Consider the following 21,337-nt stretch of genomic DNA (forward strand, 5'->3'; position numbering starts at 1 on the left):
TCCGCCCTTCCCAATAGACGCGACCGCCATGACGCAGCCCCTGCTCCATCTCGAAGACGACCTCACCCGCCTCACCCTGGCCCCGCACCTGGGCGCCAGTCTGGTTGAATGGACATTGCGCAGCACCGGCGCTCCCCTGCTACGCCCGCCCGCGCCGCAAGCGCTGGAAAACGGCCTGCCGGGCAAACTCGGCTGCTTTCCGTTGATCCCGTGGTCGAACCGGATCGCCCAAGGCGGTTTCGACTGCCCCGGCGGCTGGCTGGCCTTGGACGCCAACAGCCCCAACGACCCGTTCCCGATCCATGGCAGTGCCTGGCAACAACCGTGGCAAGTGATCGAACAAAGCGCCCAGGAAGTGCTGCTGCAACTCGACAGCCAATCCCCGTTCGCCTACTGCGCCAGCCTGCGGATTCGCCTCAGCGGCGGCCAACTGCAAATCGCAATGCTCGTCACCCACACGGCAACACAACCCGCCTGGCATGGGCTGGGCTTGCATCCGTATTTTCCACGCACCGCCCGCACGCGCCTGCAAACCCGGGCGAGGGAAGTCTGGAAATGCGATGCCAGCAAGCTGCCTACGGAGCTGAGTGCTATTCCGGCCGAGTGGGATTTCCAGGAGCCCCGGGCGCTGCCCGATACACTGGTGGACAATGGCTTCGGCGGCTGGGACGGCGATTGCCTGATCCAGCAACCGGACCTGGGATATGAACTGCAATGCCGCGCCAGCGGGAGCACGTACTTCCTGCTGTACTGCCCCGTGGGCCTGGATTTCTTCTGCATCGAACCGGTCAGCCACCCGGTCAATGCCCATCACCTGCCTGGACGACCAGGGTTGCGTTTGCTGGAGCAAGGGCAGTCAGTGGCGTTGGGGTTTTCGATGCAGTGTCGGGAGTTGTAAGCGGCACGCGATCCGTTGTGGCGAGGGAGCTTGCTCCCGCTGGCCTGCGCAGCAGGCCCATACGGTTTTGAAGCAGGACGTCTGCTGCGCAGCCGAGCGGGAGCAAGCTCCCTCGCCACAAAGGCAATGTGCAATCCTGATTCGTCGCAGCTACGCCCGCAGCAGCATAAACACCGCCACCCCCAGGCACACCCCGGCAAACCCCACCTGCAACGCCCGGGCCGGAACCTTGGCCGACACTCGCCGGCCGAGCACCATCCCGACGATGCTCGCCGCAATGAACGCCGCCCCGACCCGGTCGATGCTCACCCCGGCATGAAACGCGCCCACCACGCCAATCAACGAAATCAGACTGATGACCATCAAGGACGTGGCGACGATGCCGCGCATCTGCACGTCGGTCAGTTGCTTGAACGCCGGCACGATCAGGAAGCCACCGCCCACGCCCAACAACCCCGAGACCATACCCGTCACCGCGCCCAATGCCGACAGCGTGGCGGTGCAACGGGCGGTCCAGGCCAGGCGGCCGGTTTCGCGGTCGAGCATGCAATTCTTCTGGCCCCAACTGGCCGCGCCGTGATCGCTGGGCCCCGCTTGTGGCGTTTCTCGCCGCAACATGCGCGCCGCCACCAGCACCATCAACAGGCTGAACAGCATCATCAGGATTTTTTCCGAGAGCTGATGGGCGAGGTAAATGCCCAGCGGCGAAAACACCGCGCCCAGCAGCGCAATCAGCAGGGCCGCACGGTAACGCACCAGGCCATGGCGCAGCCCATCGATGGCCCCCACCACCGCCGCGCTGCCCACCGCGAACAACGCCACCGGCGCGGCCTGGGTCATGCTCCAACCCAGGCCCAACACCAACGCCGGCACCGCCAGGATGCCGCCGCCCGCCCCCGTCAGGCCAAGGACCAGGCCCATGACCACACCAAAAAAACTTGCCAGTAACATTCAGGTTCTCTCAAGCCGCGCACACCTGTTGGCAGGTACGATCGCATTTGCAGGACGCCTTGGCCCTCACTAAGCTGCGGACCATATGTTGTAAACCTCAAGCGTAGCAACCGCTTCTTCCCGTACAGGTCCGCTGTCATGCCCGCGCAGATCCAAAGTTTTCTCGACCCCGCCTCCAAGACCTATACCCACGTCGTGTATGAACACGACGGCGGGCAATGCGCGGTGGTCGACCCAGTGCTCGACTACGACCCGGCTTCGGGCCGCAGCGGCACTGCCCAGGCGGATCAGGTGATCGCTTTCGTGAGGGAGCATCAACTGACGGTGCAATGGCTGCTGGAAACCCACGCCCATGCCGATCACCTGTCCGCCGCGCCTTATCTGCGTCGGGAACTGGGAGGCCAGATCGCCATTGGCGAGTCCATCGGCCAGGTGCAGAACGTGTTCAAGACCTTGTTCAACCTGGAGCCGCATTTCGCCGTCGACGGTTCGCAATTCGACCGCCTGTTCGCGCCCGACGAGTCCTTCCGGATCGGCAACCTCAAGGCCACCGCCCTGCACGTGCCCGGCCACACCCCGGCGGACATGGCCTACTTGATAGATGGCGACGTGATCCTGGTGGGCGATACGCTGTTCATGCCCGACGTAGGCACGGCCCGTTGCGACTTCCCCGGCGGCAATGCCCATCAGCTCTACGCCTCGATCCGCAAGTTGCTGGCCTTCCCTGCCGGGGTGCGGCTGTATGTGTGCCACGACTATCCACCGGAGGAGCGCGAGCCCCACTGCGTGAGTACCGTGGGTGAGCAGCGCCAGCACAACATCCACGTCCGCGATGGCATCGATGAAGCCTCGTTCGTGGCCATGCGTACCCAGCGCGACAAGACGCTGGGCATGCCGACCCTGCTGTTACCGGCGATCCAGGTGAATGTGCGGGCGGGCCACCTGCCGCCGGCCGAGGACAATGGCGTGACCTACCTGAAGATTCCGATCAACCAGCTCTAGATGCTCAACAGATCACCACATATCCAATGTGGGAGCGAGCTTGCTCGCGATGGCGGTGGGTCAGTTTGCATCAGTGTTGAATGACAGGTCGCTATCGCGAGCAGGCTCGCTCCCACAGGGGATCGGCGGCGGGACACACCATCAGGCATCACCACAGACCCCATGTGGGAGCGAGCCTGCTCGCGATGGCGGTGGGTCTGCCTGCATCATTGTTGAATGGCAGCTAGCTCCCACAGGGATTGCTGCGGTCTTTTGATTCAGGTACCCAAGGTCAACCCATTGGCCGGCAACGGCAGCGCGGTCTTGTAGCGCACCTGCTTGAGGGCAAAGCTTGAGCGGATGTTCGCCACGCCCGGGACCTTGGTCAAAAAGTCCATCATGAACCGCTCCAGCGACTGGATGGTCGGCACCAGCACGCGGATCAGGTAATCCGGATCGCCGGCCATCAGGTAGCACTCCATCACCTCCGGCCGGTCGGAGATGGCCTCTTCGAAGTGCTGCAGCGCCTCCTCCACCTGTTTCTCCAGGCTCACATGAATGAACACGTTGACATGCAACCCCAGCAGGTCGGCGTCCAGCAGCGTGACCTGCTCGCGGATCACCCCCAGCTCCTCCATGGCCCGGACGCGGTTGAAGCACGGCGTCGGCGACAGATTGACCGAACGGGCGAGATCGGCGTTGGTGATGCGGGCGTTTTCCTGAAGGCTGTTCAGAATGCCGATGTCGGTGCGATCCAATTTACGCATGAGACAAATAATCCAGTTTTTTATCGTTGTGCAGATTTTTTATCTGCAAATGATCTGAACAGCAAGCTAACAGAGAAAAATATTCTTCTTCGTCGAGCCTATGATTGTTGTAGGACAATTTCCCTTACCTAGGGAAATTCGTCAGCTAGCGCGCCCACTACAAGAAATTCACAAGATCGAGCGTAGAAAGCCATGAACCCAGCGTACGAACCGCTACGCCTGCACGTCCCCGAACCTTCGGGCCGTCCCGGCTGCAAGACCGACTTTTCCTACCTGCATCTGTCCGATGCCGGCACGGTGCGCAAACCACCCATCGACGTCGAACCCGCCGACACCGCCGACCTGGCCCGCAGCCTGATCCGCGTGCTCGACGACCAGGGCAATGCCTTGGGCGACTGGGCCGCGGACATCCCTGTCGAGATCCTGCGCAAAGGCATGCGGGCCATGCTCAAGACGCGCATCTACGACAACCGCATGGTGGTCGCCCAGCGTCAGAAAAAGATGTCGTTCTACATGCAAAGCCTTGGCGAAGAAGCCATCGGCAGCGCCCAGGCCCTGGCCTTGAACATCGACGACATGTGCTTCCCCACCTACCGCCAGCAAAGCATCCTGATGGCCCGCGAGGTGCCGCTGGTAGACCTGATCTGCCAACTGCTGTCCAACGAGCGCGATCCGCTCAAGGGCCGGCAATTGCCGATCATGTACTCGGTCAAGGACGCCGGTTTCTTCACCATCTCCGGCAACCTCGCCACGCAGTTCATCCAGGGCGTGGGCTGGGGCATGGCCTCGGCGATCAAGGGCGACACCAAGATCGCCTCGGCCTGGATCGGTGACGGCGCCACCGCCGAATCGGACTTCCACACCGCCCTCACCTTCGCCCACGTCTACCGGGCGCCGGTGATCCTCAACGTGGTCAACAACCAGTGGGCGATTTCCACCTTCCAGGCCATCGCCGGCGGTGAAGCCACGACGTTCGCCGGACGCGGCGTCGGTTGCGGCATCGCCTCCCTGCGTGTCGATGGCAACGATTTCATGGCGGTCTACGCCGCCTCGCGCTGGGCCGCCGAACGCGCCCGCCGCAACCTCGGCCCGGCGCTGATCGAATGGGTCACTTACCGCGCCGGCCCGCACTCCACCTCGGACGATCCCTCCAAATACCGCCCCGCCGACGATTGGAGTCACTTCCCTCTGGGCGATCCGATCGCACGCCTCAAGCAGCACATGGTGAAAATCGGCCAGTGGTCCGAAGAGGAACATGCCGCGGTCAGCGCCGAACTCGAAGCCGAGGTGATCGCCGCGCAGAAGGAAGCCGAACAGTACGGCACCCTCGCTGGCGGGCAGATTCCAAGCGCCGCGACCATGTTCGAAGACGTCTACAAAGAGATGCCGGAGCACTTGAAGCGCCAGCGTCAGCAGTTGGGGATCTGACATGAACGATCACAACAACAATATTGCGTTGGACACCGCCATGACCACTACCACCATGACCATGATCCAGGCCCTGCGCTCGGCCATGGACGTGATGCTCGAGCGCGACGACAACGTCGTGGTGTTCGGCCAGGACGTGGGCTACTTCGGTGGCGTGTTCCGCTGCACCGAAGGCCTGCAGAACAAATACGGCACCTCGCGGGTGTTCGACGCACCGATTTCCGAAAGCGGCATCGTCGGCGTGGCGGTGGGCATGGGCGCCTACGGGCTGCGCCCCGTGGCCGAGATCCAGTTCGCCGACTACGTCTACCCGGCATCGGACCAGATCATTTCCGAGGCGGCGCGCCTGCGTTATCGCTCGGCCGGCGAGTTCACCGCGCCGATGACCCTGCGCATGCCCTGCGGCGGCGGCATCTATGGCGGCCAGACCCACAGCCAGAGCATCGAGGCGATGTTCACTCAGGTCTGCGGGCTGCGCACCGTGATGCCGTCCAACCCCTACGACGCCAAGGGCCTGTTGATCGCCTCCATCGAAAACGATGACCCGGTGATCTTCCTCGAACCCAAGCGCCTGTATAACGGCCCGTTCGACGGCCATCACGACCGCCCGGTAACACCATGGTCGAAACACCCCTCGGCACAGGTACCGGACGGTTACTACACCGTGCCGCTGGACGTCGCCGCCATCACCCGTCCGGGCAAGGACGTGACGGTGCTCACCTACGGCACCACGGTCTACGTCTCCCAAGTGGCGGCCGAAGAGACCGGCATCGACGCCGAAGTCATCGACCTGCGCAGCCTCTGGCCGCTGGACCTTGAGACCATCGTCAAATCCGTGAAGAAGACCGGCCGCTGCGTGGTCGTCCACGAAGCCACCCGCACCTGCGGTTTCGGCGCCGAACTGGTGTCGTTGGTACAAGAACATTGCTTCCACCACCTGGAAGCGCCCATCGAGCGTGTCACCGGTTGGGACACCCCCTACCCGCACGCGCAGGAGTGGGCGTATTTCCCAAAGCCGTCCCGTGTGGGCGCGGCGTTGAAACGGGTCATGGAGGTCTGAATGGGCACGCACGTTATCAAGATGCCGGACATCGGCGAAGGCATCGCGGAAGTGGAACTGTCGGTGTGGCACGTCAAGGTCGGCGACATGGTGGTCGAAGACCAGGTGCTGGCCGATGTCATGACCGACAAGGCGATGGTGGACATCCCCTCGCCCGTGCATGGCCGGGTCATCGCCCTGGGCGGCGAGCCCGGTGAAGTCATGGCGGTGGGCAGCGAACTGATCCGCATTGAAGTCGAAGGTGCGGGTAACTTGAAAGAATCGGTACAATCGGCCCCGACTGCGGCGCCTATGCAGGCACCGAAGCCGGCGCCAGTGTCGACACCTGAACCTGTGCTGGAAAGAACCGCTACACCACGCCCGGCTCCGCAAGCCCCCGTGGCCCGCGACCCCGACGAGCGTCCACTGGCCTCGCCGGCCGTGCGCAAACACGCGCTGGACCTGGGCATTCAATTGCGCCTGGTCCAGGGCAGCGGCCCCGCCGGACGGGTCCTGCACGAAGACCTCGAAGCCTACCTGGCCCAAGGTTCGTCGCCCCTGGCCAAGGGCGGTTCGGGTTATGCCGAACGCCACGATGAGCAGCAGATCCCGGTGATCGGCATGCGCCGCAAGATCGCCCAGCGCATGCAGGAAGCGACTCAACGCGCCGCCCATTTCAGCTACGTCGAGGAAATCGACGTCACAGCCCTGGAAGAGCTGCGGGTTCACCTGAATGAAAAACATGGCGACAGCCGAGGCAAGCTGACCTTGCTGCCGTTCCTGGTCCGTGCCCTGGTCGTAGCCCTGCGGGACTTCCCACAAATGAACGCCCGCTACGACGATGAAGCCCAGGTCATCCACCGCTCAGGCGCGGTGCACGTGGGCGTCGCCACCCAGAGTGACGTCGGCCTGATGGTGCCGGTGGTGCGTCACGCCGAAGCCCGCACCTTGTGGGACAGCGCGGCGGAGATCTCACGCCTGGCCACGGCGGCGCGCAATGGCAAGGCCAGCCGCGATGAGCTGTCCGGCTCGACCATCACCCTGACCAGCCTCGGCGCACTCGGCGGCATCGTCAGCACGCCGGTGCTGAACCTGCCGGAAGTGGCGATTGTCGGCGTGAACAAAATCGTCGAGCGGCCCATGGTGATCAAGGGTCAGATCGTGATCCGCAAGATGATGAACCTCTCCAGTTCCTTCGATCACCGGGTGGTCGACGGCATGGACGCGGCGCAATTCATCCAGGCCCTGCGTGGCTTGCTCGAACAACCCGCCACCTTGTTTGTGGAGTAAGCCATGCAGACTTTGAACACCACACTGCTGATCATCGGCGGCGGTCCTGGCGGTTACGTGGCGGCGATCCGCGCCGGCCAGTTGGGCATCCCGACCATCCTGGTGGAAGGCCAGGCGCTGGGCGGCACTTGCCTGAATATCGGCTGCATCCCGTCCAAGGCATTGATCCATGTGGCCGAGCAGTTCCACCAGACCCGGCACCACAGCCAGGGTTCGGCCTTGGGCATCACGGTCTCGGCGCCAACGCTGGACATCGGAAAGAGCGTGGAATGGAAGGACGGCATCGTCGATCGACTGACCACCGGCGTCACGGCATTGCTGAAAAAGCACAAGGTCCAGGTCATTCAGGGCTGGGCCAGGGTGATCGATGGCAAGACGGTCGAGGTCGGCGATACCCGCATCCAGTGCGAACACCTGCTGCTGGCCACCGGTTCGAAAAGCGTCAACCTGCCGATGCTGCCCGTGGGCGGGCCGATCATTTCCTCCACCGAAGCCCTCGCCCCCACCTCGGTGCCCAAGCACCTGGTGGTGGTCGGCGGCGGTTACATCGGCCTGGAGTTGGGCATCGCCTACCGCAAGCTTGGCGCCGAGGTCAGCGTGGTCGAGGCCCAGGAACGGATCCTGCCAGCCTATGACGGCGAGCTGACCCAACCGGTGCACGAGGCGCTCAAGCAACTGGGCGTGAAGCTGTACCTCAAGCACAGCGTCGAAGGTTTCGATGCCCAGGCCAGCACCTTGCAGGTGCGTGACCCCAATGGCGACACGCTGAACCTGGACACCGACCGGGTGCTGGTGGCCGTCGGGCGCAAACCCAACACCCAGGGCTGGAACCTTGAAGCGCTGGACCTGGCGATGAACGGTTCGGCGGTGAAAATCGACAGCCGTTGCCAGACCAGCATGCGCAATGTCTGGGCCATCGGTGACCTGAGCGGCGAACCGATGCTCGCCCACCGGGCCATGGCCCAGGGCGAGATGGTCGCCGAGCTGATCGCCGGCCAGCATCGGGAATTCAACCCGACCGCCATCGCCGCGGTGTGCTTCACCGATCCGGAACTGGTGGTGGTCGGCAAGACACCGGACGAGGCCAAGGCTGCCGGGCTGGACTGCATTATGTCGAGCTTCCCGTTCGCCGCCAACGGCCGGGCCATGACCCTGGAATCGAAAAGCGGTTTCGTCCGGGTCGTGGCGCGCCGGGACAATCACCTGATCGTTGGCTGGCAAGCGGTTGGCGTCGGCGTGTCGGAGCTGTCCACCGCATTCGGCCAGTCCCTGGAAATGGGCGCACGCCTGGAGGACATCGCCGGCACCATCCACGCCCATCCGACGCTAGGCGAAGCCGTGCAGGAAGCGGCGTTGCGGGCGTTGGGGCATGCGTTGCATCTATAGACGTGCAGCGCATCTGTAGGCGTGGGTTTCACCTGTGGCGAGGGAGCGTGCTCCCGCTGGGCTGCGAAGCGGCCCCAATCCGGGCACCAGGATCGTTCAGCTACACCGCGTTGAGCGGGTTACGACTGCTTCGCAGCCGAGCGGGAGCAAGCTCCCTCGCCACGGGAAAGTCGGCAGAAAATCTGCCTGTCACCTATCGAGCGGGCTGCGAAACACCCCCGGAATGAAGTATTGTTGTCCCCATCCAAAAAACGTCAGAAGCCTTGAACCGTTTCGACGGTTGTTAAGAAATAGAGGGTGTCATGGGTAACGAGAGCATCAATTGGGACAAACTGGGCTTTGACTACATCAAGACCGACAAGCGCTACCTGTCGCACTGGCGCGACGGCGCCTGGGACGCGGGCACCCTGACCGACGACAACGTGCTGCACATCAGCGAGGGCTCCACCGCCCTGCACTACGGTCAGCAGTGCTTCGAAGGCCTGAAGGCCTATCGCTGCAAGGACGGTTCGATCAACCTGTTCCGCCCGGACCAGAACGCCGCCCGCATGCAGCGCAGCTGCGCCCGCCTGCTGATGCCGCACGTCGACACCGAGCAGTTCGTCGAAGCCTGCAAGCAAGTGGTCCGCGCCAACGAGCGCTTCATCCCGCCGTATGGCACCGGCGGCGCGCTGTACCTGCGTCCGTTCGTGATCGGCGTGGGTGACAACATCGGCGTGCGCACCGCACCCGAGTTCATCTTCTCGATTTTCTGCATCCCCGTTGGCGCCTACTTCAAGGGCGGCCTGACCCCGCACAACTTCCTGATCTCCAGCTTCGACCGCGCCGCCCCACAAGGCACCGGCGCGGCCAAGGTCGGTGGCAACTACGCCGCCAGCCTGATGCCCGGCTCCCAGGCCAAGAAGGCCAGCTTCGCCGACTGCATCTACCTGGACCCGATGACCCATTCGAAAATCGAGGAAGTCGGCTCGGCCAACTTCTTCGGCATCACCCACGACAACAAATTCGTCACCCCAAAATCCCCTTCGGTCCTGCCAGGCATCACCCGCCTGTCGCTGATCGAACTGGCCAAATCGCGCCTCGGCCTGGAAGTGATCGAAGGCGACGTGTTCATCGACAAACTGTCGGAGTTCAAGGAAGCCGGCGCCTGCGGTACCGCTGCGGTCATCACCCCGATTGGCGGCATCAGCTACAAGGACAAGCTGCACGTGTTCCACAGCGAGACCGAAGTCGGCCCGATCACCCAGAAGCTCTACAAAGAGCTGACCGGCGTGCAGACCGGCGACGTGGAAGCGCCGGCGGGTTGGATCGTCAAGGTCTGATCCAAGCTTTTAGCGCTGAAGAGCTTTTGTGGCGAGGGAGCTTGCTCCCGCTCGACGGCGCAGCAGTCGCAACCCGGGCAATGCGGTCTACCTGAATGATCGCGTTGCCTGGCTTTGGGGCTGCTGCGCAGCCCAGCGGGAGCAAGCTCCCTCGCCACATGGATCTGCCCCCATTACTCGCGCCGCAACACCAGCCATCGCCCCCAACGCTGGCGAAACCATCCGTAACCGCTGACCAGCAGAATTCCACTCAATACCAAAGCCGCGCCAACGATGAAGTTCGGCTCCAGCGGCTCATCCAGCAACCAGACACCAAAACCGATGCCGAACAACGGCGTCATGAACGACAGCACCCCCAATTGCGACGCGAGGTAGCGGCGCAGCAGGGAAAACCAGATCAGGAAACTGGCGAAGGACACCAGCAACACCTGGAACGCCAGGCTGGCAATGAGCTGTGGCGTGGGGTTGATCGTCGTTTGTCCCAGAGCCACCGACATTCCGATCAGCAGCCCCCCGGCGCCCACCAGTTGATAAAGCAGTGTCTGGCTGGCCGGCACGTCGGTCAGCCGCGAACAGCGTACCGTCACCGTGGTTGCGCCCCACAGCGCACCGGCCAGCAAGCCCATGCCGTCACCCAGCAACGAGCTGCCATTCGCCGCACCCGAGCCTCCACTGAAGGCCATGACGATCCCACCGAATGCAACCGCGATCCCCAGCCACTGCGCCGGTTTGAGGCGTTCGTTCGGCAGTTTCCAGTGCAAGCCAAGAGCGGCGAACATCGGCGCGGTGTACAGGAAAATCACCATGTGCGAAGCCGTCGTATGGCGCAGGCCTTCGCCCACCATCACGAACTCCAAGGCAAACAACAACCCCACCAACAAGCCCGGGCGCCAACTGCCATCGGCCAGGGACAGGCGTTCACCGCGCGCCAGCACCAACAGCCAGACCAGCACCGCGGCGATGGCCGAGCGCACGCCCAGTTGCAGCATCGGCGCCATATCGGCGGCGCTGGCCTTGATCGCGACTTGCTGGAAACCCCAGATGGCACAGAGGCCGGTCATCAGGGCACAGACCTGGCCATCCAGGGCGCGGCGGGTGGTCATGGGAAAGTCCTTGGGCAGAAATATAGAGGAAAGGATTGTCTGCCTGACACCTTTGCTGGATATAGTGATTACCCGACAAGCCATCCCGGTAATCCGCCATTGCGGTCGATATGCAGCCCCCAGCCCAACACCTGAAGATTCCTCCGTTCGACGCGGCCCTGCCCTCGCCGATTTTCTTTCGCAGCGCCTGCATGCCGGCCCACGCCACTTACCCCCGGCACCGGCATGCCTGGGGAGAGTTCGTCTACTCCTACAGTGGGGTGATGGAAATCGAGATCGCCCAGCACCATTACCTGGCGCCACCGCAATATGGCATCTGGCTGCCGCCGGACATGGAACACGTTGGGTTCAATCGGCATGAGGCCTGCCATTGTTCGTTGTACCTGGCGGCCGAATTGTGCGCTGCGCTGCCGGCCGTACCTTGTGCGCTGACCTTGAGCCCGCTGATCCGCGCGTTGCTGGAGGAGCTGCGCAGCGACCCGCCGAGCCAACCGCAGACGCCCGAGCAGCAGCGCTTGTTGCAGGTGCTGGTGGACAAGCTGACGCAGGCGCCCCATGCCGGCAGCTACCTGCCCTCCTCGGATGATCCACTGCTGGGCCCGGTGTTGCGGGCCCTGGAGGCGAACCCCAGCGACCCACGCTCCTTGCCGCAACTGGCCCGCGCCGCCAACACCACCGAACGCACACTGATGCGCCGGGCCCAGCGGGACCTGGGCATGTCCCTGGTGGAATGGCGCCAGCGCCTGAAAGTCATCGAGGCCCTGGCCCTGCTCGAACGTGGCCAGAGCGTGGAAACCATCGGCCTGGACCTGGGTTACAGCAGCGCCTCGGCGTTCATCAGCATGTTTCGCAAAATGATGGGCACCACGCCGGATGAGTATCGGCGCAGGCATATGGCTGGATGATGTGGGTGGTGAAATGGCTATCGCGAGCAAGGGGATTCATGAGCCTTGCGTTCACCCGCAGGTCCCACAGGGATTCTGGTTGTTCATGAGTCTTGTGTTCACCACAGCCCAATTGTGGGAGCGAGCTTGCTCGCGATAGCGGTGGGTCAGGTTGCATAAGTATTGAATGTTCCACCGTCATCGCGAGCAGGCTCGCTCCCACAGGGGGTCTGGGGTGTTCATGGGTTTTGTGTTCAGCGCAGGCCCATTGTGGGAGCGAGCCTGCTCGCGATAGCGCCAGTGGGTTTGACGTCGATCTCGGCACTGACCCCAAACCGCCCCGCCATCGCCTTGCGGCCACTGGCCGTCAGCCCCAGCGCCCGGCTATCCAAATCCTGGATCACCCATTTGCGCTTGATCGCCACTTGCAGCAACGCCGCGCCCAAGGCTCCGCCCAGGTGGGGGCGGCGCATGCTCCAGTCCAGGCAGGGACAGGCGAATCGGCGGCGTTGCGTGGCCAGACGCTGGACATCGATGCCCAATCCCTCGAACACCGCCTCACCGGACTCGCTCAGCCGATAGCCCTCGCCCTCCACGTCCACCAGCCACCCGGCCTCGCGCATGCGGTCATGCAGGCGCACCGCCAAGGTGCCGGCCATGTGGTCGTAACAGGTGCGGGCAAATTGCAGGCGATCCGGTGTGCGCGGCGTGAACGTCGGCGTGGCGCTCTGGCCGATCACCATCAGCGCCTCAAGCGCCTGGGCGACGCGTGGATCGGCCAGGCTGTAATAACGATGGCGGCCCTGGACATGCAGGCGCACCAGGGCCATTTGCTTGAGTTTCGCCAGATGGGCGCTGGCGGTAGAGGCGCTGACCTCGGCGATACTCGCCAATTCGGTACTGGTGCGGGCATGGCCGTCCATCAGCGCACACAGCATCCGGGTGCGGGCCGGCTCGGCGATGGCTGCGGCCACGTGGGACACGCCCAGATCATGCTGTTCTGCGTTCATATTTCGCTCCCCGACGAATCAAGCCATGCATCGACTGGAGATAGTAGCAACACTTTCTCCCCCACGAACAAGGCCGCGCTTCATGGACCCGATCACCGCCGCGACGCATCCCGCCCCTTACCCTTTCTACGCCACCCTGCGCGCCGCCGGCGGGCTGGCCTTCGACCCTGTGTTGAACCTTTGGATCACCAGCAGCGCCGAGGCCGTGTGCGCGGTACTGCATCACCCCGATTGCCAGGTGCGCCCGGCCCATGAGCCGGTGCCCAAGGCCATTGCCGAGGGCCCTGCCGGCCAGGTGTTCGGGCACCTGATGCGCATGAACGAAGGTGAACGGCAGCGTTGCACGAGGGCGGCGATTGCGCCGGTGTTGCAAGACATCGACCCCTGGCAGGTCGAAGCGCTGGTCAGGGCTCGTCTCCTCCAGGACGGCGTCGAAGGCCTGCACCAGGCCCAATTCATCGGGCCGGCCAGCGTGGTCGCGGCATTGCTGGGTTTCAACCCGACGGACTGTCACCTGATCAGCGTATTGACCGGGGACTTCGTCGCCTGCCTGTCGCCCCTGAGCCAGGCGCCGCACCTGGACGCGGCGCACCGGGCCAGCGAGCAACTGACCAGGTTATTCCAGGAGCGGATCAAGGCACAGGACAACCCTTTATTGATGCGCATGAGCCAAGGCTTCGAAGGCGCGGACCCGGCCAGCAAAATCGCCAACCTGATCGGCCTGCTCTCGCAAACCTATGAAGCCACCGCTGGCCTGATCGGCAACGCGCTGCTGGCACTGATCGGCGATCCGGCGCTGCGCCAGGTGATGCGGGACGATCCGGCACAGGTCGGCCCGTTACTGGCCGAAGTCCAGCGTTTCGACCCGCCCGTGCAGAACACCCGCCGCTTCGTCGCCGCCCCTTGCGAACTCCTCGGCACCGCACTGAACCCTGGAGAGACGATCCTGGTGCTGCTGGCCTCAGCCAACCGCGACCCACAGCTCAACCCACAGCCAGACGTCCTGCTGCTCGACCGCCCGAACCGCCGCAGTCTCAGCTTCGGCAGCGGGCGCCATGAATGCCCAGGCCAGAGCTTGGCCATGGGCATCGCCCGCGTCACCCTGGCGATGATCCTTGAGGGCGAACCGCCACTGGAGCGGTTGACCTGGCGCTACCGCCCTTCGGTCAACGCACGCATCCCGCTGTTCAGCGAGCGGTCATGACCCGCTCCAGCCCCATCAATCGTCCCGCGTCAGGACTTCCAGCAGCTCGATTTCAAAGATGAGGTTGGCGTTGGGCTTGATATGGGCGCCCATGGACCGCTCACCGTAGGCCAGGTGGGCCGGCACCCACAACTTGCGCTTGCCACCGACTTGCATGCCCATCAGGCCCAGGTCCCAGCCCTTGATGACGCGACCGGTGCCAATCACGCATTGGAAGGGTTTGCCGCGACTGTAGGACGAATCGAATTCGGTGCCGTCTTCGAGGGTGCCGCGGTACTGAGTGGTGATCAGCGCACCTTTGACTACGCTTTTGCCGTCGCCCTGTTGCAGGTCGATGATTTGCAGTGCTTCATTCATGGCATATCCCTCGTGTGATCCTGGCGCGGGGTTTTCGCAGAAATCAGGCCCCATGGCAAACGTTGTCTGCCACGGTCAGGGAACCGCAACGGCGTCTTCGGTTCACATGGGTATCGACCCTGCAGTTCAGATAAGGATTTTCTGATGATCGACTCTCGTCCGCTCCACGGTTTCATTCCGCCGTACATCCTCAATCGCATCATCGCCCACGGTTCCGAACAGCAACGCTCCAGCGCCCTCGGCACCTTGACCCACGTGCGCAATCTGCGCCATAACCCTGGCCCGCCCAGCACCCCGCCCGTCGCGGCGGCACTGCCCAAGCCCGGTAAGGCCGGACACCCGCAACGCAGCGTGCATGACGCCCAGAACAGCATGGAACTGCCCGGCCAGCCGGTGCGTCTGGAAGGCCAGCGGGCCAGTGGGGACCCGGCCGTGGACGAGGCCTACGATGCCCTCGGCGCCACCTATGATTTTTTCTGGAAGGTCCTGGGGCGCGACTCCATCGACAACAAAGGCTTCGCCCTGGTGGGCAGCGTGCATTACGGCCAGGGCTATGAAAACGCCTTCTGGAACGGCGCGCAAATGGTGTTCGGCGACGGCGATGGCGAAATTTTCCAGCGCTTCACCCGCTCCCTCGACGTGGTTGCCCACGAACTGGCCCATGGTGTCACTGAAAGCGAAGCCGGGTTGATCTACGCCAACCAGTCCGGTGCGTTGAACGAGTCCATCTCCGATGTGTTCGGTGTGCTGGTCAAGCAGTTCGTGCTCGAACAGACCGCCGACCAGGCCGACTGGCTGATCGGCGCCGACCTGCTCACCGACAAGATCAACGGCGACGGCCTGCGCAGCATGTCCAACCCCGGCAGCGCCTACGATGACCCGCTGCTGGGCAAGGACCCGCAACCGGCGCACATGCGCGAATTCGTGATTACCCGGGAAGACAACGGCGGCGTGCACATCAACTCCGGCATCCCCAACCGGGCCTTTTATCTGGTGGCGACCACGCTGGGCGGATTTGCCTGGGAAAAGGCCGGCCGGATCTGGTATGAAACCTTGTGCGACCGAAGACTGGCCAATGACGCGACCTTCAGCGCCTTCGCCCGCCTGACCGTCGAGCACGCCCGCCAACGCTTCGGCACGCGGGAAGTGCAGGCGGTACAGAACGGCTGGGCGCAGGTCGGCGTCGACCTGACACAGGAGAGCTGATGAAAACCCTTCCAGACCTCGACGACAAGGCCGTGGTACGGCTGTCGCGCCAAGGCGGCGTGGCCGCTATCCATGCGCTGACCCGGCCACGGGAAATCGAGTTCGCCCAGTGCGACCTCGACCAGCGCACCCGCATCTGTTCGGTCCTGGAGGGCTGCCTGCCGCTGACCTCCTCCACGCCCGGGCGCGGCGACCAGCGATTTTTCCAGATCGAGGTGCGTTATCGCACCAACGACCAGGATGATGAGATGGTGCTGCAGGTGCCCGAGGACCGGGCACCCGGCGAGCTGGTTCACCTGTGGGACAAAGGTGAAGTGCTCTGAGATTTACCGTGTGGCCGGCACGATCTTGACGATGGCGCCGGACACGGTTTCGATCAGCAGGTACTTGTCGTCGATATGCACCCATTGCTGCTCGTTTGTCGGCTGTTCGAGCTTCTTCTGTTTCCAGTCTTTCATGGCCCGGTCCGCGCGCTGGTAATCCGCCGGTACCCGGTCGTTCTCCACCAGCCTGCGGCCATTGCTCGGCGAATGCTCCAGGGCGTCTCCGGTTTTCTCGACCGCTTGCGCAACAGGCCCGAGGGCTCCGAGGCCGGCGATCAGGACCAGGCTGGCGATCAGGGTGGGTTTGCGCATAGAAAAACTCCAGTTATTCGAGGGACTGAAACTGGGACTTCGCGGGCGGCAAATCATTCCCTTTACTGCAACGACCGGAAGCTGGGAGCCCGCCATCCCCCGTGGCGAGGGAGCTTGCTCCCGCTGGGCTGCGCAGCAGCCCCAATCCAGGCGACGCGGTCATCCCGTGATATGGCATTCACCGGGTTTACGACTGCTGCGCAGACGAGCGGGAGCAAGCTCCCTCGCCACGGGTCGCGCATGGCATAGTGACAAGCTTGGAACTACAACACTCGCCGGACGCCCCTCTATGAGCACCACCACCTCTTCCCCTGCCCTCAAGGAAATCTTCAACAACGCCCGCCTGGAGCACATCGCCGGCGAAATGCGTGCGGTGTACCCCGCATTCGACGCCAAGGCGTTCTTGCACATGGCCAACGACGGCCTGGCCGAGTTGTCGGTGATGCAGCGCATGGCCCGGGTCAGTGAGTGCCTGCACGCGGTGCTGCCCTTCGATTATGAAGCGTCGCTGGAGGTGCTGCGTGCCCTGGCCCCGCGTCTGAACAGCATGTTTGTCAGCATGTTCCTGCCGCACTACGTGGCGTCTTACGGTCGACATCACTTCGACGTGTCGTTGGACGCGCTCCAGTATTTCACCCGGTTCGGCTCGTCGGAGTTCGCCGTGCGGCACTTCCTGCGCGACGACCTGGAGCGCACCCTCAAGGTCATGCACGGCTGGGCCCTGGACGCCAACGAGCACGTGCGCCGCCTGGCCAGCGAAGGCAGCCGGCCCCGCCTGCCGTGGTCCTTTCACCTGGAGCCGATCCAGGCCAACCCCGACCTGGCCGCCGCGATCCTGGACACGCTCAAGGCCGACGACAGCCTTTATGTGCGCAAATCCGTGGCCAACCACCTCAACGATGTCACCAAGCAGCATCCCGAGTGGGTGCTGGACCAGATCGAAGGCTGGCCACTGCAAAACCGCCACACCGCATGGATTGCCCGGCATGCGCTGCGTAGCCTGATCAAACAAGGCAACCCCAGGGCACTGGGGGTCATCGGCGCCGGTGGCAAGGCGCAGGTCCAGGTGCTGGGTTTGCAAGTGACGCCGGCGGTGATTCGCTTGGGGGAACAGGTCACGCTGTCCTTCACGGTGCTATCAACCCTCGAGCAGAGCCAGCGCCTGGTGATCGACTACGCCATCGACTACGTGAAAGCCTCAGGCGGCACCTCGGCCAAGGTCTTCAAGCTCAAGACCTTCGACCTGCCCGCCCTGGGTTGCGTCAACCTCAGCCGTTCCCAATACATTCGCGAGCTGACCACCCGCAAACACTACGCGGGCCGGCATGCCGTGCACCTGCTGGTCAACGGCGAGCGGCTGGGGAGCACGGCGTTCGATATCGTCCCCTGAGGGCGTGTCAGGCCAGCGCCACGGCTTTCGTCTTGCGAATTTCCTGCAGAAAGCGCTCGGCCGGCAGCGGATGGCCCAACAGATAGCCCTGCAGTGAATCGCAGCCCAATTGGGTCAGGAAGTCTTGTTGCACGTCGGTCTCCACGCCTTCGGCGACGATCCGCAGGCCCAGGGCCTGGCCGAGGGCGACGATGGCCGAGACAATGGCCGCATCATCGCTGTCGTGCTCCAGGTCACGCACGAAGCCGCGATCGATCTTCAGCTCGTTGGCCGGCAGGCGCTTGAGGTACATCAGGCTCGAATAGCCGGTGCCGAAGTCGTCGATGGACAAATCCACGCCCATGTCCGAGAGCTGTTGCAGCACCGTCATGCTCGCGTCCGCATCGCTCATGGCGGTGGTTTCGGTGATTTCCAGGGTCAGGCTGTTGGCCGGCAGCTTATGCGTCTCCAGCGCCTTGGCCACGCTCTGCACCAAACCGGTGTGGCAGAACTGCAAGGCCGAGAGGTTCACCGCGATGCGCCAGTCGGTATAACCGAGCACGTACCATTCGCGCATCTGCCGACAGGCTTCGTTCAACACCCATTCGCCGATGGGAATGATCAACCCGGTCTTTTCCGCCAGGTCGATGAACGTGTCGGGCATCAACAGGCCCTGGGTCGGATGGGTCCAGCGCAACAAGGCTTCGGCTCCCACCGGACGGCCATTGGCCGCGTCGAACTTGGGCTGGTAATGCAGGCTGAATTGCCGCTGTTCGACGGCCATGCGCAAGTCTTGCAGCAACTGCAATTGCTTGCGGGCGTTGCTGTTCATCGAGGCGTCGAAAAAGCTGTAGCCGTTTTTGCCGGCGCCCTTGGCGTGGTACATCGCCGCGTCAGCGTTCATCAGCAGCTCTTCGGCGCTCTGGCCGTTGCCAGGGTACAGGGCGATGCCGACGCTGGCGGAGATCTGCAAGTCATGCTCCGTCACCCGGAACGTGCGCCCGATCAAGCCGACCTGGCGTGCCGCCAATCGCAGGGCATCGTCGGGCTCGGCCAGTTGCACCAACAGCACGAACTCATCACCGCCGATCCGCGCCAGGGTGTCCTGGCTGCGCAGGTCTTCGCGCAGGCGCAGGGCCACGTCCCGCAGCAACAAGTCGCCCATGTGATGACCAAAGGCATCATTGACCGGCTTGAAACCATCGAGGTCGATGAACATCAAGGCGAAACAGCCGCCCTGCTCTTGCACCCGATGCATGGCCTGGTCGATCCGATCGGCCAGCAGCACACGGTTGGGCAGCCCGGTGAGAGGGTCGTGCAGGGCCAACTGGGTCAATTCCCGGTTGGCCCGGGTCAGGGATTGGGCCAGCTCGGCGGTGCGGGCTTCCAGGCGCGCATCGAGAATCGAGGTCAGCAAGGCAATGGCCAGCACCGCCAGGGTGGTGATCAACACCAGATTGTCCAGGCCCTTGTCGCTCAAGCCGTCCAGCGAACCACAGAAACTGCCCTCGCTGAACCGCGCTCCGGCCATGCCGGTGTAGTGCATGCCGACGATGGCGATGCCCATGACCACCGCGGCGCCCGCACGAGCCAGCCGCACGTGGGGGGTGTTCTGGCGCAGGCGAAAGGCAATCCACAGCGCCGCCGCCGACGCGCCGACGGCAATCACCAACGAAGCCCCGAACAGCGTCGGGTCGTAATCGATGCCCGGCTGCATCCGCAGCGCGGCCATGCCGGTGTAATGCATGGCGCTGATCCCGGCGCCCATGATCAGCGCACCGAAGGCCAGTTGCCACGCCGGCAATCGCGGCTGGCTGACCAGCCACAGGGCAAAACCGCTGGAAAGAATGGCGCTCAGCAGCGACAGCGCAGTGATCGAGACATCGTAGCCAAGCTCTATCGGCAAGGTGAACGCCAGCATGCCGATGAAGTGCATGGACCAGATGCCCACCCCCATCGCCAGCGCGCCCCCGGTCATCCAAAGATGCGCGGCGCGCCCCTGAGCGGTGGCGATACGCCCGGCCAGATCCAGCGCGGTGTAGGAAGCCAGTACGGCAACAAACAAGGAAATCGAAACAAGGGCGGGGGAATAACTGCCGATGAGCATGGTTTTTTCTCGTAACGGGAGAACCGAACTGCTTCCATGCCCGGTGGAGGCCGGCGATTGTACTGAATCCTGAGAGGGACGCACGAACCAAATATCAAAAAGCCATCAAACCTGGAATGTTTTCGACGAAAGACACTACGCCTAGCAGGGTGAATATTTTTTCTGGGAGCCATCAATCCTGTGTTCACTGAGGATCCACTGTGGGAGCGAGCTTGCTCGCGATGGCGGTGGGTCAGCTTGCATCCGTGTTGAATGGGCCGCCGTCATCGCGAGCAAGCTCGCTCCCACATTGGATCTCCTGTGAATATAAAACTTGTGCCCGACCCAATTCCCCCTGTGGGAGCGGGCTTGCTCGCGATGGCGGCGGGTCAGCTTGCATCAGTGTTGGATGAGCCGCCGTCATCGCGAGCAGGCTCGCTCCCACACTGGATCTCCTGTGAATATAAAACTTGTGCCCAACCCAAATCCCCTGTGGGAGCGGGCTTGCTCGCGATGGCGGCGGGTCAGCTTGCATCAGTGTTGGATGAGCCGCCGTCATCGCGAGCAGGCTCGCTCCCACACTGGATCTCCTGTGAATATAAAACTTGTGCCCGACCCAATTTCCCCTGTGGGAGCGAGCCTGCTCGCGATGGCGGCGGGTCAGTCTGCCACTGGCCCCGGGCCGTTCAGCTACTATCGAAGAACCATTCCAAGGAGGATTCCACTCATGAGCGTTCCAGCCAACCGGGCTTTGACCACCGCACTCGTAGTGATCGATGTACAGAACGACTTCATCCCCGGCGGCCAACTGGCCGTGCCTGGGGGTGATGAGATCGTGCCGTTGATCAACCAGCTCGGCCAATCCTTCAGGCACGTCGTCCTCGCGCAAGACTGGCACCCGGCCGGGCACGCCTCGTTTGCCTCCAGTCATCCGGGCAAGCAAGCATTCGGCACCGTCCAATTGCCCTACGGCGAGCAGACTCTCTGGCCCGACCACTGCCTACAGGGCAGCCACGGCGCCGCGCTGCATCCGGCACTCAGGCTGGACCATGCCAAGCTGATCATTCGCAAAGGCTGCAACCCGGACATCGACAGCTACTCAGCTTTCATGGAAGCGGACCACCAGACCCCGACCGGTTTGACCGGCTACCTCAAGGAACGCGGCATCGACACCGTGTACCTGGTGGGCCTGGCCCTGGATTTTTGCGTGATGTTTTCGGCGCTGGATGCCCGGCTGGCCGGGTTCAACGCGTTTGTGGTGCTGGACGCCTGCCGGGGCATTGATCGGGAGGGCTCGGTGCAGGCGGCGATCCGGCGGATGCAGGAAGCCGGCGTGCAATTGATCGAGTCCAGCGCGATAGACGGTCGCCCCTTCGCTTGATGGCTCATACTAGCCATCTCTTTTCTGGACAGTGAGCTTC

Annotated in this window: 20 protein-coding genes; 13 read left to right on the forward strand and 7 right to left on the reverse strand. The window is 63.4% G+C overall.

Going from position 1 to position 21,337, the window contains the following annotated elements:
- Window positions 1-28: 28 nt before the first annotated feature.
- Complete coding sequence (locus tag AC515T_RS17960) at window positions 29-898, forward strand: aldose 1-epimerase (protein WP_496529439.1); 870 nt, start codon at window positions 29-31, stop codon at window positions 896-898.
- Between the two features lie 150 nt (window positions 899-1,048).
- On the opposite strand, the gene AC515T_RS17965 is transcribed toward AC515T_RS17960, so the two are convergent.
- Complete coding sequence (locus tag AC515T_RS17965; RefSeq protein ID WP_496529440.1) at window positions 1,049-1,849, reverse strand: sulfite exporter TauE/SafE family protein; 801 nt, start codon at window positions 1,847-1,849, stop codon at window positions 1,049-1,051.
- Window positions 1,850-1,987: 138 nt separating this feature from the next.
- On the opposite strand from AC515T_RS17965, the gene AC515T_RS17970 reads away from it, so the two are divergent.
- Complete coding sequence (locus tag AC515T_RS17970; RefSeq protein ID WP_496529441.1) at window positions 1,988-2,851, forward strand: MBL fold metallo-hydrolase; 864 nt, start codon at window positions 1,988-1,990, stop codon at window positions 2,849-2,851.
- A 257-nt stretch (window positions 2,852-3,108) separates the two neighbouring features.
- Here the strand turns inward: AC515T_RS17970 and bkdR are convergent, their stop codons facing one another.
- On the reverse strand, window positions 3,109-3,597 hold the full coding sequence (gene bkdR, locus AC515T_RS17975; protein ID WP_003202929.1) for a Bkd operon transcriptional regulator BkdR: 489 nt from the start codon (window positions 3,595-3,597) through the stop codon (window positions 3,109-3,111).
- Window positions 3,598-3,789: 192 nt separating this feature from the next.
- Between bkdR and AC515T_RS17980 the strand changes: the two genes are divergently transcribed.
- The 5 genes from AC515T_RS17980 (at window position 3,790) to AC515T_RS18000 (ending at window position 10,062) form a co-directional block, all read left to right on the forward strand.
- A complete protein-coding gene (locus AC515T_RS17980) occupies window positions 3,790-5,025 on the forward strand; it encodes a 3-methyl-2-oxobutanoate dehydrogenase (2-methylpropanoyl-transferring) subunit alpha (protein WP_060741704.1) in 1,236 nt (411 codons plus the stop codon).
- A gap of 1 nt (window position 5,026) precedes the next feature.
- Entirely contained in the window at window positions 5,027-6,085 is a 1,059-nt protein-coding gene (locus AC515T_RS17985; protein ID WP_496529442.1) for an alpha-ketoacid dehydrogenase subunit beta, read from the forward strand.
- Window positions 6,086-7,354 (forward strand): dihydrolipoamide acetyltransferase family protein, encoded by a 1,269-nt coding sequence (locus tag AC515T_RS17990; protein WP_496529443.1) that lies wholly within the window; start codon window positions 6,086-6,088, stop codon window positions 7,352-7,354. It abuts the gene before it with no gap.
- Between the two features lie 3 nt (window positions 7,355-7,357).
- Window positions 7,358-8,740, forward strand: coding sequence for a dihydrolipoyl dehydrogenase (gene lpdA, locus AC515T_RS17995; protein ID WP_496529444.1), 1,383 nt, complete (start codon window positions 7,358-7,360; stop codon window positions 8,738-8,740).
- 302 nt (window positions 8,741-9,042) lie between these two features.
- On the forward strand, window positions 9,043-10,062 hold the full coding sequence (locus tag AC515T_RS18000) for a branched-chain amino acid aminotransferase (RefSeq protein ID WP_496529445.1): 1,020 nt from the start codon (window positions 9,043-9,045) through the stop codon (window positions 10,060-10,062).
- Window positions 10,063-10,235: 173 nt separating this feature from the next.
- On the opposite strand, the gene AC515T_RS18005 is transcribed toward AC515T_RS18000, so the two are convergent.
- On the reverse strand, window positions 10,236-11,165 hold the full coding sequence (locus tag AC515T_RS18005) for a DMT family transporter (protein ID WP_496529446.1): 930 nt from the start codon (window positions 11,163-11,165) through the stop codon (window positions 10,236-10,238).
- A 110-nt stretch (window positions 11,166-11,275) separates the two neighbouring features.
- Here AC515T_RS18005 and AC515T_RS18010 point away from each other — a divergent pair, with 110 nt between their 5' ends.
- A complete protein-coding gene (locus AC515T_RS18010; RefSeq protein ID WP_496529447.1) occupies window positions 11,276-12,070 on the forward strand; it encodes an AraC family ligand binding domain-containing protein in 795 nt (264 codons plus the stop codon).
- Window positions 12,071-12,303: 233 nt separating this feature from the next.
- Here the strand turns inward: AC515T_RS18010 and AC515T_RS18015 are convergent, their stop codons facing one another.
- The gene (locus AC515T_RS18015) at window positions 12,304-13,059 is read right to left on the reverse strand and encodes an ArsR/SmtB family transcription factor (RefSeq protein WP_496529448.1); all 756 of its coding nucleotides are present in this window, start codon (window positions 13,057-13,059) and stop codon (window positions 12,304-12,306) included.
- Between the two features lie 82 nt (window positions 13,060-13,141).
- On the opposite strand from AC515T_RS18015, the gene AC515T_RS18020 reads away from it, so the two are divergent.
- Entirely contained in the window at window positions 13,142-14,263 is a 1,122-nt protein-coding gene (locus AC515T_RS18020) for a cytochrome P450 (protein ID WP_496529449.1), read from the forward strand.
- Between the two features lie 15 nt (window positions 14,264-14,278).
- On the opposite strand, the gene AC515T_RS18025 is transcribed toward AC515T_RS18020, so the two are convergent.
- A complete protein-coding gene (locus tag AC515T_RS18025; protein ID WP_496529450.1) occupies window positions 14,279-14,620 on the reverse strand; it encodes an FKBP-type peptidyl-prolyl cis-trans isomerase in 342 nt (113 codons plus the stop codon).
- 144 nt (window positions 14,621-14,764) lie between these two features.
- Here AC515T_RS18025 and AC515T_RS18030 point away from each other — a divergent pair, with 144 nt between their 5' ends.
- Together AC515T_RS18030 and AC515T_RS18035 are read left to right on the forward strand one after the other, a co-directional pair.
- On the forward strand, window positions 14,765-15,826 hold the full coding sequence (locus AC515T_RS18030; RefSeq protein ID WP_496529451.1) for a M4 family metallopeptidase: 1,062 nt from the start codon (window positions 14,765-14,767) through the stop codon (window positions 15,824-15,826).
- Window positions 15,826-16,149 carry a protealysin inhibitor emfourin gene (locus tag AC515T_RS18035; protein ID WP_496529452.1) on the forward strand — a complete coding sequence of 108 codons (324 nt, stop codon included), beginning with the start codon at window positions 15,826-15,828 and terminating at the stop codon, window positions 16,147-16,149. The genes AC515T_RS18030 and AC515T_RS18035 overlap by 1 nt, the downstream gene beginning before the upstream one ends.
- Before the next feature lie 3 nt (window positions 16,150-16,152).
- Here AC515T_RS18035 and AC515T_RS18040 read toward each other — a convergent pair whose 3' ends face one another.
- Window positions 16,153-16,461: an RcnB family protein gene (locus tag AC515T_RS18040; RefSeq protein WP_122566291.1), complete on the reverse strand. Its 309-nt coding sequence runs from the start codon at window positions 16,459-16,461 to the stop codon at window positions 16,153-16,155.
- A 289-nt stretch (window positions 16,462-16,750) separates the two neighbouring features.
- On the opposite strand from AC515T_RS18040, the gene AC515T_RS18045 reads away from it, so the two are divergent.
- Window positions 16,751-17,851: a DNA alkylation repair protein gene (locus AC515T_RS18045; protein WP_496529453.1), complete on the forward strand. Its 1,101-nt coding sequence runs from the start codon at window positions 16,751-16,753 to the stop codon at window positions 17,849-17,851.
- 7 nt (window positions 17,852-17,858) lie between these two features.
- Here the strand turns inward: AC515T_RS18045 and AC515T_RS18050 are convergent, their stop codons facing one another.
- Complete coding sequence (locus tag AC515T_RS18050; protein ID WP_496529454.1) at window positions 17,859-19,937, reverse strand: putative bifunctional diguanylate cyclase/phosphodiesterase; 2,079 nt, start codon at window positions 19,935-19,937, stop codon at window positions 17,859-17,861.
- Window positions 19,938-20,643: 706 nt separating this feature from the next.
- On the opposite strand from AC515T_RS18050, the gene pncA reads away from it, so the two are divergent.
- A complete protein-coding gene (gene pncA / locus AC515T_RS18055; protein WP_496529455.1) occupies window positions 20,644-21,297 on the forward strand; it encodes a bifunctional nicotinamidase/pyrazinamidase in 654 nt (217 codons plus the stop codon).
- Window positions 21,298-21,337: the final 40 nt, after the last annotated feature.

It is taken from the genome of Pseudomonas sp. FSO-7 (assembly GCF_059579345.1).